14 protein-coding genes are annotated in these 14384 nt (G+C 71.8%); 7 read left to right on the top strand and 7 right to left on the bottom strand.

What is annotated here, in order from left to right; genetic code table 11:
* The first annotated feature begins 25 nt into the window (after positions 1 to 25).
* Positions 26 to 715, top strand: coding sequence for a hypothetical protein (locus tag IOD16_RS31350; protein ID WP_201437367.1), 690 nt, complete (start codon positions 26 to 28; stop codon positions 713 to 715).
* 66 nt (positions 716 to 781) lie between these two features.
* Here the strand turns inward: IOD16_RS31350 and IOD16_RS31345 are convergent, their stop codons facing one another.
* From IOD16_RS31345 to IOD16_RS31335, 3 genes are all read right to left on the bottom strand, one after another.
* Positions 782 to 1453, bottom strand: coding sequence for a lytic polysaccharide monooxygenase auxiliary activity family 9 protein (locus tag IOD16_RS31345; protein WP_201437365.1), 672 nt, complete (start codon positions 1451 to 1453; stop codon positions 782 to 784).
* Positions 1454 to 1729: 276 nt separating this feature from the next.
* The gene (locus IOD16_RS31340; RefSeq protein ID WP_201437364.1) at positions 1730 to 2137 is read right to left on the bottom strand and encodes a nucleoside deaminase; all 408 of its coding nucleotides are present in this window, start codon (positions 2135 to 2137) and stop codon (positions 1730 to 1732) included.
* Positions 2134 to 2967, bottom strand: coding sequence for an LLM class flavin-dependent oxidoreductase (locus tag IOD16_RS31335; RefSeq protein WP_123745691.1), 834 nt, complete (start codon positions 2965 to 2967; stop codon positions 2134 to 2136). Before IOD16_RS31335 ends, IOD16_RS31340 begins: the two co-directional genes overlap by 4 nt.
* Before the next feature lie 93 nt (positions 2968 to 3060).
* Between IOD16_RS31335 and IOD16_RS31330 the strand changes: the two genes are divergently transcribed.
* Positions 3061 to 3507, top strand: a complete 447-nt coding sequence (locus IOD16_RS31330) for an Lrp/AsnC family transcriptional regulator (protein WP_123745692.1) — start codon at positions 3061 to 3063, stop codon at positions 3505 to 3507.
* A 347-nt stretch (positions 3508 to 3854) separates the two neighbouring features.
* Here the strand turns inward: IOD16_RS31330 and bdeA are convergent, their stop codons facing one another.
* Entirely contained in the window at positions 3855 to 4724 is an 870-nt protein-coding gene (gene bdeA / locus IOD16_RS31325; RefSeq protein ID WP_201437362.1) for a bis(hydroxyethyl) terephthalate hydrolase, read from the bottom strand.
* A 286-nt stretch (positions 4725 to 5010) separates the two neighbouring features.
* On the opposite strand from bdeA, the gene IOD16_RS31320 reads away from it, so the two are divergent.
* Positions 5011 to 7611 (top strand): glycoside hydrolase family 3 protein, encoded by a 2601-nt coding sequence (locus tag IOD16_RS31320; protein WP_201437361.1) that lies wholly within the window; start codon positions 5011 to 5013, stop codon positions 7609 to 7611.
* Between the two features lie 46 nt (positions 7612 to 7657).
* Here IOD16_RS31320 and IOD16_RS31315 read toward each other — a convergent pair whose 3' ends face one another.
* Both IOD16_RS31315 and IOD16_RS31310 read right to left on the bottom strand, forming a co-directional pair.
* Positions 7658 to 8251: an NAD(P)-dependent oxidoreductase gene (locus IOD16_RS31315; RefSeq protein ID WP_201437359.1), complete on the bottom strand. Its 594-nt coding sequence runs from the start codon at positions 8249 to 8251 to the stop codon at positions 7658 to 7660.
* Complete coding sequence (locus IOD16_RS31310) at positions 8220 to 9104, bottom strand: EamA family transporter (RefSeq protein WP_442978068.1); 885 nt, start codon at positions 9102 to 9104, stop codon at positions 8220 to 8222. Before IOD16_RS31310 ends, IOD16_RS31315 begins: the two co-directional genes overlap by 32 nt.
* An 80-nt stretch (positions 9105 to 9184) precedes the next feature.
* Here IOD16_RS31310 and IOD16_RS31305 point away from each other — a divergent pair, with 80 nt between their 5' ends.
* The 4 genes from IOD16_RS31305 to IOD16_RS31290 all read left to right on the top strand — a co-directional run bounded on the left by IOD16_RS31305 (position 9185) and on the right by IOD16_RS31290 (position 13502).
* The gene (locus tag IOD16_RS31305) at positions 9185 to 9676 is read left to right on the top strand and encodes a MarR family winged helix-turn-helix transcriptional regulator (RefSeq protein WP_201437355.1); all 492 of its coding nucleotides are present in this window, start codon (positions 9185 to 9187) and stop codon (positions 9674 to 9676) included.
* A gap of 299 nt (positions 9677 to 9975) precedes the next feature.
* Entirely contained in the window at positions 9976 to 10350 is a 375-nt protein-coding gene (locus IOD16_RS31300) for a hypothetical protein (RefSeq protein ID WP_201437353.1), read from the top strand.
* A 527-nt stretch (positions 10351 to 10877) separates the two neighbouring features.
* Complete coding sequence (locus IOD16_RS31295) at positions 10878 to 12872, top strand: putative bifunctional diguanylate cyclase/phosphodiesterase (protein WP_236594492.1); 1995 nt, start codon at positions 10878 to 10880, stop codon at positions 12870 to 12872.
* A gap of 162 nt (positions 12873 to 13034) precedes the next feature.
* Complete coding sequence (locus IOD16_RS31290) at positions 13035 to 13502, top strand: DUF417 family protein (protein WP_170185227.1); 468 nt, start codon at positions 13035 to 13037, stop codon at positions 13500 to 13502.
* Positions 13503 to 13556: 54 nt separating this feature from the next.
* Here the strand turns inward: IOD16_RS31290 and IOD16_RS31285 are convergent, their stop codons facing one another.
* Positions 13557 to 14300 carry a TetR/AcrR family transcriptional regulator gene (locus IOD16_RS31285; protein ID WP_201437350.1) on the bottom strand — a complete coding sequence of 248 codons (744 nt, stop codon included), beginning with the start codon at positions 14298 to 14300 and terminating at the stop codon, positions 13557 to 13559.
* Between the last annotated feature and the right edge of the window lie 84 nt (positions 14301 to 14384).

Here is a 14384-nt window from a genome sequence, read left to right as displayed (position 1 = left end):
TCCGGTCGAACTCGGGAGGCACCCAATGACCACCTCGATCCCAGCCCGGCGCGACCGGGACGACGGCGAACAGGCCCGGATCTTCTCCGGCGGCAACGACCACGGCACCGCTTTCGCCCTGATCGTCAACTGCTCCGGGCGCACGGACGAGGCGTACCGGCGGTTCGCGGACACCCTGCTGACCTACCCGGTCGGGCTCGCCCGCTACCTGGCCAAGAAACCGGACCCGTACGACGCGGACACCTGGCAGACGGCGTTCGACATGCTCCCGGCCCTCGCCGGGGTCGAGTCCGAGCACCTCGTCAATCGACTCGACGGCACCGAGACCGCTCGGGGGCTCCTCGACGACATGGCCCCGGAAACGCGGGGCGAGGTCGAGCGGATCGAAGCTTTCGCCGACCTGATCGGGCAGCTGTCGGGCCTGGCGATCAGCGCGCACCTGTGCGGCGCCGAGAAGTACGCGGTGGTCGGTCTGGCGCTGACCGTGGGCATCGGCGACGGGGTGGAGGAGTTCGACGGGAGGCTGCACACCTTCACGTTCGAGGTTTCCGTCGAAGCCGTCGACGGAAACCTGGAGGTGGACTACGACGTGCGGCGGATCTCGGCGCGGTTCACCGGTGACGTGCAAGGCCTGCACAAGGTCTTCCGCAAGCCCTCGGCCGAGGAGCTGGACGTGCTGCGCGCCTCGCTGCACTACCTCGAGCTGACCGCCTGACGTGGTCGAGCGCACGGGTGCGGCGGAAACCCGGCCGCACCCGTGCGCTCACCACTGCTTGCCGTCCTACTGGAAGTTCACGTCACTGCACAGGTAGTACGCCTGGTCCATGTGGCTGGCCTGCCAGATCGTGAACACCACGTGGCGGCCGGTGCGGCTGCCCGCGTTCACCTGGGCCTGGTAGAGGCCCGTGGTGCCGTAGCGGCCGGTCGAGGTGACCAGCTCCAGGTCGCTCCAGCGCAGCGGCGTGGTCGCGGTGTTGACGCCCTGGCGGGTGATGTAGATGCGCAGGTAGTCGGCGCCGTGCCTCGCCTGGTCGGTGATGGTGAGCGTGAACTGGCGGGGCTTGGTGGCCGTGTTCCACGCGCCGACCGTGTCGAGCGCCCGGTACCGGCCGCTCTCGGCCAGGCCGCCGCTGCACAGCTGGCCGTTCGGCAGGGCGCCCTGGTGGTTGCCGCCGACGCCGTTGCGGTACAGGCCGTTCCAGTTCCACATCGCGTTCGGGTCGGCCTTCCAGGCCTGCGCGCACATCGGGTCCGTCTGACCCATGTTCGGGTTCAGGTGGTCGCTGCCCCAGCGCTGGTAGCAGCCGTAGTTGCGCGACGGCGGGTCGGTGACCGAGCCGTGAGCGCTCGCGACGCCTGATGCGCCCACCAAGGTGACGACGCTGGCCGCGAGGACCGCGAGGACCGAGCTGAAGACGCCGATCACCGATCGGGTACCGCGTCGGAAGGTCATGTGTGTGAGTCCTCCACGTTGAGGATTGACCGAATGCCGGACTGGGAGCGCTCCCAGACCTCACGGTAGCGAATCGGACACCGGCTGTGAACCCCACACCGGCGCGAAGCTTTTTCGTTCCAAATGGGCACCCGAACAGCCCAACCACTACCGCCATTCGCGCGTGTCCTACGCCCGGAACGCGCGTGTCCTACGTTCCGAACACGCGTGTCCTACGCCGAGAACACGCGTGTCCTACGTTCCGGACCCCCGAATTCAACGTTCAGCCCACGGCGACTACCGGTAGTAACCCGCCACCGGAACGGACGCCTCCTCCAGCAACGCCGGCCCCTCCTGCGGCACGGGGGCGAAGCCGCCACCCGGCTTCAGCTCGTTGAGCTGCTCGGTCGACAGCGCGAACACCACCCGCCCCAGCCCGGACCGCTCGATCGCGCCGACGCACATCCCGCACGGCTGGCAGCTGGTGAACATGGTCGTCCCGGCCGCCACCTCCGGCGTGAGCGACCGCGCCGCCCACCGGGCCAGCTTCAGCTCCGGGTGCGCCGTGATGTCGTCGTCCGTCACGCTGGAGTTGCGCTCCTCGACCAACACCGCGCCGTCCGGCCCCACCAACAACGAGCCGAACGGCGGGTTGCCCGACGCACGCGCCTCGGCCGCCAGCTCGATCGCCCTGCGCAAGCTCATCGGAACTCCTTTCGCACCGTGGCCAACGCCTGCCACGCGACTTCCGGGTGGACTGTCTCCTGTGGATCCCCGACGAACGGGTCCAGCACCACGGCCTCGGCGCCCGACGCCCGCAGCTCCGCCAGGTCGCCCAGGACCTGCGCGACGCTACCCTCGCCCAACCGCCGCTCCGGCCCCAGCTCGTCGGGCGTGAGGTGCAGCAGCACGCGAGGCGTCAACGCGGGCAACGGTTTCCCCTCCGCCTCCGCGATGACCTTCAACCGCTCCAGCGCCTCCCGGTACGCCGAGGGGGTGAGGCGCAGGCTGTGCCACGCGTCCCCGAGCCGGACGGCCCGCCGCAGCGCCGCGTCGGAGTGCCCGCCCACCCAGATCGGGATCCGGCCGGCCCGGTAGTCCGACTCGTCCCGCCACGCGTCCCGGACCACCCGCAGCCCCTCGTCGGTCAACCGGCCGCGTTGGGCGAAGGGCACGCCCAGCGCCTCGTACTCCTGCCGGGCCCACCCCACGCCCACGCCGAGCACGAACCGACCGCCGGACAGCTCGTTCACGTTCGCCGCCATCCGCGCCACCAGCAACGGGTGCCGGTACGGCAGCACCAGCACGGTGGTGCCGAGCCGGATCCGCGACGTCACGCCGGCCAGCCACGCCAGCGCGGTGAACGGCTCGTAGAACGGGGCCGGGTACTGCTCGGCCACGTCCGGCGTCACGGCCACGTGGTCGGACACCATCAGCAGGTCGAAGCCGAGGCCCTCGACCGTCCGCGCCCAGTCCCGCAGCACGTCCGGCGAGGTGCCGGGCCCGAAGTTCGGAACGTTCACACCGATCTGCACGGCGCCAACGCTATGCGGAAACCAGCGCGTCCTGAAGAGGTTCCGCCCGGTCTGACCGGCCCTCTGCCGTGGATTCCCCGGTAAAATCCGCCCATGACCGGGAACCTCGATCCGACCGACTGGGCGATCCTCGCCGAGCTGCAGCGCGACGGCCGGATCGCGCTCAGCGAGCTGGGCCGCCGGGTCAACCTCAGCGCCTCGGCGACCACCGAACGGGTCCGCAGGCTGGAGTCCGCCGGCGTGATCACCGGCTACCGGGCCGAGGTCGACCTGGCGAAGGTCGGCTACGCCGTGCTCGCCGTCGTCCGCCTGAAGTACCCCGGCAACCGGCATGAGCCGCTGCACGCGCTGCTGGCCGACCGCCCCGAGATCCTGGAGTGCCTGCGCACCACCGGCGACGACTGCTACACGCTCAAGGTCGCCGCCACCTCCATGCCGCACCTGGAGCGGGTGGTCAACGACCTGACCGGCTTCGGCAGCACGACCACGAACATCGTCTACAGCCAGACCCTGCCGTACCGGGGTGTGTCGGCGACGTAGCGCGGTCGCGCCCCCGGTGCGGTCGTCATGCCTGGTCGTGGCCGCCGATGGAGGAGGTGCTGCCTCGTCGGGCCCACGAGCACGTCGAAAGGGCCGTCGCCAGCAGGGGCGGTCTCATCGTCGAGACCTCCAAGGCCTGGGGGAGAGCGCTCTCGCCCCACACCCCGCCAAGCTGGACGACGGCCCCTCGACCCCGACAACGCCGCCGCCGTGCGTTGCGGGACATCTCTGGGAACGTTCCCAGGAACGACGGTAGCGCACCGGGTTCACCGCCGGCAAGCGCTTTCCCACGGACCGCCCAAAAGGCCGTTCACGCTGTTGAACAGCGGGAACGGCCTGTCGGGAGGTCAGGAGTGCGGACAGGTGTCCCGGTACTCGGAGATGGCCGCGGCGCGGGGCGCGGGGCACAGGAACTGCTCGTAGCGGGTGTCGTTGTCGACGAACCGCTTGAGCCACGCGATGCTGTACTTCGCGATCGTCGTGTTGGCGCTGTTCGGCGCGAAGTGGCTCGCGCCCGCCAGCTCCAGGTAGGCCTTGTCCAAGGTGGACGGGAGGCCGGTGTAGAACCGCTCGGAGTGCGTCGAGACGGCGGCCACCGAGTCGTCCTCCGCGCCGACGACCAGGGTCGGCGTCTGCACCGTCGACCACGTCTTGGTGGTGTTCCACGCGGTCAGCGGGATGGAGGCCTGCAGGCTCGGCCGGTCCTCGGTGGCCTCCAGCGCGCCACCGCCGCCCATCGAGTGGCCCATCACGCCCAGTCGCGACGAGTCGATGCGCGACCGCACGGTGCTGCTCGTCGTCAGGTAGTCCAACGCCGCCAGCAGCTGGTCGCCGCGCGAGGCGGGCTGGTCGTACCGGGAGTTCGTGTCGATGATGAAGATGACGAAGCCCTGCGAGGCCAGGCGCGGCCCGAGCCAGGACAGGCTGGACTGCGAGGCCGTGTAGCCGGGCGCCACCGCGACCGCGCCGAACGTGCCCTCGGCGGTGCTGGTCGGGTAGTAGATCGTGCCGCCGCCGAAGCCGCGCACGCTCAGCGAGGACACCGTCGCCTGGTCGGTGGCGAACGGGCCGCGGGTGGCCTCGATGCTCGCGGTGCTCGGCGCGGGGCCGCGTTCGTACGGGTTCTCGGCGGCCTGGGCCACCGTGCCGGACGTGGTGAGGGCGACCACCGCGGCGAGGACGACGGCGCGGCGGGACAGGGGAGACCTCAGGGACATGGTGTGCTCTTCCCGGTGTGGCAAGGACTTGGCGGAGAGAGTCCTGAGTGGACCGTGCTTACCGCGGCCGAGTCTGGCCCACTACCTACTCCGGAGTCAAGTAAAAAACTACGCACCGTCCCCACGTGATCACGGATTTGAAAGAAATTCACCTACCGGGACCGGGAAGTGGGCCGTCGACCGTAACTCCCACCTGCGAGGAAGCGCTCCCACGGCCCCCTTGACCGCGACCCGCCCGGTCACGAAGATCGGCCGCGACAGAGCCGTCGGACGAACGGAACCGCCGATGTCCCGCAGACACCTGAGCACCGCCCTGGCCGCGGTGCTCGCCGCCGGTCTCCTCACCGGGGGCGCCGCCGCCGCGTCACCCGCCCGCCAACCGGTCGTCGGCGAGCCGCGGACCGAGCACGGCTGCGCCCGGATCGAGGAGCGCCTCCCCGAGCTGGCCCAGTGGCCGAGGGTCGAGAGCCGGGTGAAGTCGAACCCCTCCGACGAGCGCCGCGTCCGGAGGATCCTCGCCGGCATGACCCTGGCCGAGAAGGTCGGCCAGATGACCCAGCCGGAGATCGGCGCGATCACCCCGGACGAGGTGCGCGAGTACGGCATCGGCTCGGTGCTGAACGGCGGCGGCTCGTGGCCGAACCGCGACAAGCACGCCGCGCCCGAGGCGTGGCTGGCCCTGGCCGACGCCTATTGGGACGCCTCGAAGGCCAGCCGCACGGGCGTGCCCGCCATCTGGGGCATCGACGCCGTGCACGGCAACAACAACGTCTACGGCGCCACCGTCTTCCCGCACAACATCGGCCTCGGCGCGGCGCACGACCCGTGCCTGATCCGGGACATCGGCAAGGCGACCGCCGAGCAGATCCGCGCGACCGGCCAGGACTGGGCCTTCGCGCCGACCCTGGCCGTCCCCCTCGACGACCGCTGGGGCCGCACCTACGAGGGCTTCTCCGAGGACCCGCGGATCACCCGCGCGTACGGCTACGAAGCCACCCGCGGCCTTCAGGGCAACAGCCGCAGCCGGGTCGGCGTGCTCGCCACCGCCAAGCACTTCATCGGCGACGGCGGCACGGTGGGCGGCAAGGACCAGGGCGTCAACCCGGCCTCCGAGGCCGAGATGATCAACGTGCACGGCCAGGGCTACTACGGCGCGCTCGCGGCCGGCGCCCAGACCGTGATGGTGTCGTTCAACAGCTGGACCAACGACTCCGGCGTCGACGAGGGCAAGCTGCACGGCAGCAAGCTCGCGGTGAACGACATCCTCAAGGGCAAGATGGGCTTCGACGGCCTGGTCGTCTCCGACTGGAACGGCATCGGCCAGGTCGCCGGCTGCACCAACTCGTCCTGCCCCCAGGCGATCAACGCGGGCATCGACGTGGTCATGGTGCCCAACGAGTGGAAGGCGTTCATCGCCAACACGGTCGCCCAGGTCGAGAACGGCCAGATCCCCCTGGCCCGCATCGACGACGCGGTGACCCGGATCCTGCGCGTGAAGCTCCGCTCCGGCGTCCTCGACGGCGAGAAGCCGTCCCGGCGCCACCACGCCGGCTCCCCCGCCGCCCTCGAAGCCCGCGAGCTGGCCCGCGAGGCGGTCCGCGAGTCCCAGGTGCTGCTCAAGAACGACAACCGCGTGCTGCCCCTCTCGCCGCGCTCGAAGGTGCTGGTCGTCGGCAAGAGCGCCGACAGCATGCAGAACCAGACCGGTGGCTGGACGCTGACCTGGCAGGGCACCGGCAACACCAACGCCGACTTCCCCGGCGGCACCACCGTCCTCGGCGGCCTCAAGGAGGCCCTCGGCGAGCGGAACGTGGTGTTCAGCGAGACCGGCGACGTCGACCCGACCGGTTTCGACGCCGTGATCGCGGTGCTCGGCGAGACCCCGTACGCGGAGGGCGTCGGCGACCTCGGCAAGCGCTCCCTGGAGGCCGCCAAGCTCTACCCGAACGACCTCGCCGTGCTCGACAAGGTCAGCGGCAAGGGCACGCCGGTCGTCACCGTCTACCTCTCCGGCCGGCCGCTGCACGTCAACAAGGAGCTGAACCGCTCCGACGCGTTCGTGGCGGCCTGGCTGCCGGGCACCGAGGGCGCCGGCGTCGCCGACCTGCTGATCCGCGGCAAGCACACCTACCCGGGCTTCACCGGCGAGCTGTCGTTCTCGTGGCCGCGCAGCGCCTGCCAGACGCCCCTGGACGCCGACGGCGACCCGCTGTTCAAGCCCGGGTACGGCCTGCGCTCCTGGCAGACCGGCAACCTCGGCCGGCTGGACGAGACCTCGCCCGAGGCCGGCTGCTCCGGCAACGGCGGCGGCGGCACGGCCACCGAGGACCTGGACGTCCACGTCCGCACCGACGTCGCCCCCTACCGCAGCTACATCGGCTCCCCGGACAACTGGGGCGGCACCGAGCTGGGGCCGGACGGCGAAGCGGCGCACAGCTCCATCACCGTCGTGCCCGCGGACGTCAACGTCCAGGGTGACGCCATGAAGACCACCTGGACCGGCACCGGTCCCGGCCAGGTCTACCTCCAGGACCCGGCGGGCGGCAGCGACCTGCGCGGTTACCTCAACGCGAACGCCGCGCTGGTCTTCGACGTGATCGTGCACCAGGCGCCGGCCGCGCGGACCGTCGTCAGCACGCACTGCCAGTACCCGTGCTTCGCCGAGGTCGACGCGACCGGCCTGTTCACCTCGCTGCCCACCGGCGTCAAGTCGACGGTGAAGATCCCCATCTCGTGCTTCGCCGAGGGCGGGCTCGACCTGGAGAACGTCAACACGCCGTTCCTCGTCTACACCGAGGGCGCGTTCCAGGCCTCGTTCGCCAACGTCCGCTGGGCGCCGAAGGCCGCCGCCGACCCGGACGCCAGGACGTGCGCCGGCCTGGCCTGACCTGACCGGCGAGGGGCGGGCGGTGTTCCGCCCGCCCCTCGCCGGCTCAGTACCCGACGGTGAACCGGACCCGCCGGTGCCGGGGCGCCTCGGCCTCGTCCAGCAACGCCACCGCCAGGTCCTCGATCGAGATCACCTCGCCGACCTGCTCGTCCCGGCCGACCCGGAACACGCCGGTCCGCTCGCCGGGCTCCAGCACCACCGGCGGGCTCAGGTAGGTCCAGTCCGCCGCCCGGTCGGCCAGGCAGACGGCCAACTGCTCGGCACAGGCCCGCGCGATGGCGACCAACCCGGCGGGGAAACCGGGCGCCTGCTCGACCGTGTGCCCCTCGGGTGTCACGAGCGTCGCCGCGCCTCCCACGACCAGCAGTCGCGCCCCGGTCCCCGCGACCCCGGCGAGCAACGCCCGCGCGGCCTCGACGAGCTGACTTTCGTCCCCGTCGGCCGGCCGGGTGGCGCTGATCACCAGGTCGCGCCCGGCGCTGAGCCGCACGACGTCCGCGACCAGCCGCGCGTCACCGGTCTCGCCGCCCGCGCCGGCCCGCCGGCTGACCGCCGTGACCTCGTGCCCCCTCCGCCGGGCCTCCGCCACGACCCGGCGGCCGACGCTACCGAGCGCTCCGAACACCGTGATCCGCACGGACTTCCTCCTTCGTCTCCACCGGTTCCCGCCGCACCGGTTCCCGTTGGGCCACCACGAGGGCGACCAGCACGACCACCGCGCCGAGCACCTGCGACGCGGTCAACTCCTGGCTCAGCACCAGCCACCCCACCGCCGTCGCGACGACCGGGCTGAGCAGCCCGAGGAACGTCACCCGCGTCGCGGGGAGCAGCCGGATGCCCCGGAACCACAGGGCGTAGGACAGCGCGCCGCCGATCACGCCCAGGTACGCGAAGCCGCCCACGTTGGCCGCCGTCAACGCGGGCGGCGGCCCTTCGACCAGCAACGTCACCGGCAGCAGCACCACGCCGCCGGCCACCAGCTGCCACCCGGTCACCGCCAGGAGCGGCGCGGGCGTGGTCCACCGCTTGTTCAGCACCACCCCGGCCGCCATCACCACCGCACCGCCCAGCGCGGCCACCACGCCGACCCAGTCCAGCCGTGCGTCCGCCCGCAGCACCAGCAGCGCCACGCCCACGATCCCCGCGACCCCGGCGAGCGCCGTCCGCGTCGTCAGCCGCTGCCCGAGCAGCACCACCGCGAACCCCGCCACCAGCAGCGGCTGCACGGCCCCGACGGTCGCCGCCACCCCGCCCGGCAGCCGGTACGCGGCCAGGAACAGCAACGGCAGGAACACGCCGATGTTCAGCGTGCCCAGCACCAGCGAACGCCACCACCAGTCGCCGCGCGGCAGCCGGCGCGTGACCGCGACCAGCAACAGCCCGGCCGGCAGCGCCCGCAGCAACCCCGCCAGCAGCGGCCGGTCCGGGGGCAGGTACTCGGTCGTGACGTAGTAGGTCGTGCCCCAGACGGCGGGGGCGAGCGCGGTCACCCATTTGCTTAGCACTAAGACAAAGTAGCTCACCGCTAAGGTATCTCGGCGGTGACTTACCTCACCGCTAAGCTAGTTCGATGGCAGACCACGTCGACCTCGTCCTCGGCCAGTGGCACGCGCAGCGCCCCGACCTCGACGTCTCGCCCATGGCGGTGATCGGCAGGCTCAGCCGCCTGGCCAGGCTGGTGGACGTCGAGCTGGGCAAGACCTTCGCCGCGCACGACCTGGACCGGGCGTCGTTCGACGTCCTCGCGACCCTGCGCCGCAGTGCGCCGCCGCACCGGCTGACCCCGACCGAGCTGATGCGCTCCTCGATGGTCACGTCCGGCGCCGTCACCCAGCGGCTCGACCGCCTCGAAGCGCGGGGGCTGGTCGTCCGGACGCCGAACGAGCACGACGGCCGGGGCGTGGTCGTCGCCCTCACCGACGCCGGCCGCGAGCTGATCGACCGGACCCTGCCCGACCACCTCGCCACCGAGAACCGGCTGCTCGGCGCGCTGTCCTCGCAGGAGCGGACGGCGCTGGCCGACACCTTGAAGCAGCTGCTGGCCTCGCTCGGCGACAAGTAACGCCCCGCCGCCGCGCCCGCCGACACCGCGCCCGCCGAGAACGCCCGGCAGCACCCCGAGCTCCTGCCTGCGCGACCGGCAGGGCAGGGGAGTGCTGTTCGGCCACCGGCAGCCGACCGGGTTCGGCGTCACCTGGGACACCGGCCGCCTCGGCCACGGCTTCCTCGCCCGGCGACCCCAGGCCCCGAGGAGGACTTCCGGGCCACCGCCAAGCCGCGCACGCGGGCGGTCCCGTTCGGCCGATTGCCACCGCCGCCCGCGTTGGGTTGGCTTGGCGCGTGCGATCCAAGGGGGACATCGTGATCGGGACATCCGCGCCGCGCCGGCGCTTCACCGTGCTCGCCGCTCTCCTCTTCGCCGCGGCGGCCACCACTCAGGCTGCCGCCGCGGCTTCCGCCTCCGACGTGAGCGGGCACTGCCGGGAATCGGGCTACTGCGTCTTCTCCGGCGCCTCCTTCACCGGCGCCCGCACCGTCGTGCCCCAGTCCTACGGCTGCCACCCGGTCACCGACCTCGGTTTCCCCACCGCCCGCTCCGCCGCCCGCGGCTTCGGTGACGGCACCGCGTTGCAGCTGTTCGCCGACACCGCCTGCACCACCCTCGCCGCCACCGTCTACCACGAGGTCCCCGCCACGACCGCCGGCTCTTACCGACTGATGCCGATCCCCGCCTGACCGGTCAGTCGGGGAATGGTCGCGAATTCCGGGTTCGGCCACCCGATTCCACCCGGGCTGGATATCTCGATAGGCTGGCCCGCGACGCCGATGCGGTCGACGTGCGCGCGATAGGCGCGACCAAGTGAGCGACAGCCCCGATCAGGTGAACTTCGTGTTCCGGGGGCGGGATCGAGGAGTTGTCCGACCGATTTCGAACCGGCCTGGGTTCGGCCGTGACATGTCGATGCTGGTCCACGCCGGGGTTGGTCGAATGGTGTGCGCCGAAAGAGGTGAAATGCCCATGCAGAAGTCACCGTGGGTGTTCGTGGTTCACACTTCCGGTTGAGTGTTGGCCGGCGGGGGGTAGGTAAACTGCCGCGAATCGTCGATATCACAACAGGGCAACGGGAATGTCGATCCCCAGTCAGAGGCAAGGGGCCACGTCACCACCCGAACGTGGTCGTGAACTCCTCGCGCGGAAGTGGTCGTACCTGCTCAGCGGCGCTGTGGTCGTCGCGCTGGGCAGGGACGAGCTCGACCGCGAAATGCGAGTCCGCCTCGACGACCTGTGCGCGGCGGTGCACGCCGAGGCCTCCGGGCAGTCGCCTTCGCCGCAGCGGGCCGAGCGCATCGGCGAGCAGCTCGTCTCACTCGGGTACCTCACCGAGGACGGCTTGCGGGTCACCCTCGACGTGCTCGGGAAAGGGCTGCTGGGTCTCGCGGAGTTCCAGCCCGTGGAACGTCATGCCCAGCCGATCGTGGCCGTGCTCGGCGCGTTGTCGACGGGGTTCCTGGCGGCCAGCAGGCGAGCGGTGTTCGAGCAGCAGGAGTCCATGCAGCTCTCGCTGCTCAAGGCGGTCCGCGACGCGCAGTGGCACCTCAAGGAGAGCGAGGCGCGGTTCGAGGAGGTCGTCACCTCGTCGTCCAGCGGAATCCTGGTCGTAGACCCGGCCGGGCGGATCGTGCGGGCCAACGCGGCGATCGGCGACATCCTCGGCTACACCACCGAGGAGCTGGCCGGCTTCGCCCTGCTGGAGCTCGTGCACCCGGCGTCGGTCCGGGTCCTCGGCGAGGCGATGCTGGCGCTGCTGGAGGACCGGCAGGAGCGCGTCCGGCAGCCGCAGCGGCTGCTGCGCAAGGACGGCGACGTCGCCCGGATCTCGATGACGGTGTCGTTGCTGCGCGGCGCGGACGACCAGCCGGTGCACTTCGTCGCCGTGGTCGAGGACGGCACCGAGCTGATGCTGCTCCAGTCGGAGCTGCACCGGCAGGCGCTGCACGACGTGTCGACCGGGCTGCCGAACCGGCAGTACTTCACCACCCACCTGGAGAGCGCGCTGCGCCGGGCCGACCCGGTGCGTGGCATCAGCGTCTTCCACCTGGACGTCGACGCGTTCGGCGTGGTGTGCAACAGCCTCGGCCGGCCGACCGGCGAACGGCTGCTCGTGCACGTGTCGCGGCGGCTGAAGGCCGTGCTGGCGCGGGAGAAGGCGATGATCGCCCGGTTCGACGGCGACCAGTTCGCCGTCCTGGTCGAGAACACCGCCACCACGCCGGACGTCGCGAGCACCGTGGCCGAGCTCAACCGCGAGCTGGCCGAGCCGGTGTACTTCGACGACCGCGGGCTGGCCGTGTCGGTCAGCGTCGGCGTGGTGCGCCGGCCGCCGCCGGACTGGGAGCCCGAGGACGTGATGCGGGCCGCCGAGCAGGCGTTGCGGCGGGCGAAGGCGGGCGGTCGCGGCCAGTGGGCGTTGTTCGACGAGGGCCAGGACGCGGCCGAGCGGCGGGCCGACGCGCTGGCCGTGGCCATGCCGGGCGCGTGGGAGCACGGCGAGATCGACGTGCGCTACCGGCCGGTGGTGGGCCTGGCCGATCGCGCGCTGGTCGGCGTGGCGGCCTCGCTGCACTGGGACCGCGGCGACGACTCGCTCGACCACGCCGGGTGCGCGGAGCCGGCCGAGCGGACCGGCCTGATCCTGCCGCTGGGCGAGTGGCAGCTGGCCACCGCGTGCGGGCAGGTGCGGTGGTGGGGCCAGAGCGCCGGGTTCACCGCGTCGCTGCACGTCGACCTGACCAGGAACCAGTCGCGTGACGGCGACCTGGTCCGGCGGGTGCGCCGGGTGCTGGACGACACCGGGCTGCCCGCGTCGCGGCTGGTCGTCGGGATGCCGGTGGCGGCGCTGGCGGAGTCCGAGGCGGTGGACAACCTGACCGTGCTGGCCGAGCTGGGCGTCGGCACGTCGTTGGTCGACTTCGGCCTCGGGCCGGACGACCTGGCGGTGGCCGCCGAGCTGCCGATCGGGTCGGTGCGGGTGGCGCGGCGGCTGGTCGAGCGGCAGTCCCGGGGCGATGCGGACTACCTGGCCGAGCTGGTCCGACTGGCCCGGCAGGCGGCCGGCGAGGTGCTGGTCGACGGGCTGGAGACGCGCGCGCAGGCCGACTGGTGGCGTGCGGCGGGCGTGGCCGCGGGCCTCGGTTCGTTCTTCGGCGACCCGTTGCCCGCCGGGGCGTTCCCCGACCCGATCGAGTGGTACGACTAGCCGCCGGCTGGGACGGCGTGGAATCAGCCCTTCACACAGCGTTTCCTTACCGTTACAGTTCTGGGAGCGCTCCCAGTCCGATTCCGGTCAGTGTGGACCACGAACGGGCCGACCTCCCGCAGGCGGGTCGACGTGGTCCCGCCCGCGAAGGAAGTGATGTGGATGACGGAGTTCCCGTCCCGTCCGGATGCGCCCGCGAACACCCTGCGGACGTTGAGCATCCCCCTGCTCAGGGGTTCGCTCGGCCTGGTCTTCGTGTGGTTCGGCGCCCTCAAGGTGACCGGCACGACGCCGGTGGCCGACCTGGTCGCGCGGACCGTCCCGTGGCTCGACCCGGGCGTCTTCGTGCTCACGCTCGGCGTGGTGGAAGTGGTGCTGGGGATCGCTCTGGTGGTGGGGTTCCGGTTGCGCTGGGTGGCGCTGCTGGTGGTGCTCCACCTGGCGGGCACGTTCGCCACGCTCGTCACGCAGCCGTCCGTCGCGTTCCAGACGGGCAACCCGCTGCTCTTGACCATGACCGGCGAGTTCGTGGTCAAGAACCTGGTCCTGATCACCGCCGGCCTCGCGGTCATGTCGGCGGACGCGCCCGTGCGACAGCGGGTGGCGCGCGCCGGGGTCGCCCGGCGGTGATCGCGCGGCGCCGCGGCGCCGCGGGGCGGGGCCCCGACCGGCCCCGCGGCGCCATCACCCCCGGCGGGCCAGGTACGCGGCCACGCCGTCGAGGTAGAGGTCGAGGCCGAAGTGGAAGTCGGCCTCCACGTCCCGTTCGTCGAAGAGGTGGTCGTGGTCGAAGACGCCGGCCTCGACCACCCGGCCGAGGGCCGGTAGCCGTAGGGGGTCGACCACCTGTCGCAACGCCCGCGCGTACGCCGGTCCGAACGCCTCGGGGTTCACCCGGAAGCCCTCCGCCAGCTCCGCGGTCATCCGCATCTCGCCGTGCACCAGCGTCAGCAGGCCCATCACCACGCCGACCTTCTCCTCTTCGCTCAACGGCGTGTCGGAGAGCGCGCCGAGCGCGCGGTCGAACCACGTCAGGTTCCTCGGGCCGATGGGCGGCCCGGACAGCGGGATCCGCGCGTACCAGGGGTGTCGGCGGAACCTGGCCAGCACGCTCGTCGCCCACAGCGTCAGCCCGGCGCGCCAACCGTCCGAGGGCATCGGCGGCGGGTCCTCGAACGCGGCGTCGGACATGAGCGTGAGCAGCTCGTCCTTGCTCTTCACGTGCCGGTAGAGCGCCATCGTGGAGTTGCCGAGCTGCTGCGCGACCCGCGCCATGGACACGGCCGCGAGACCTTCGGCGTCGGCGACCTCGATGGCGGCCCGGGTGATCTCGGAGACCGACAGGGTCGGCTTGCGGCCGCGTCTCGGTGTCTCGCGCAGACCCCACAGCAGAGCGATTTCCGCTGGTAGCTCGTGCTCCTCGGTCATCCATCACCCTCTCGTCACCGCTGCCGGCCAGTCTAGGGCTACCGGAATCAACTGCGTATGAGCTACGCTTTTTAGCGTACCTGG

Origin of the sequence: Saccharothrix sp. 6-C (assembly GCF_016695385.1) — a bacterium.
Taxonomy (GTDB): Bacteria; Actinomycetota; Actinomycetes; order Mycobacteriales; family Pseudonocardiaceae; genus Actinosynnema; species Actinosynnema texasense.
This window is presented reverse-complemented; position numbering and strand designations above follow the sequence as displayed.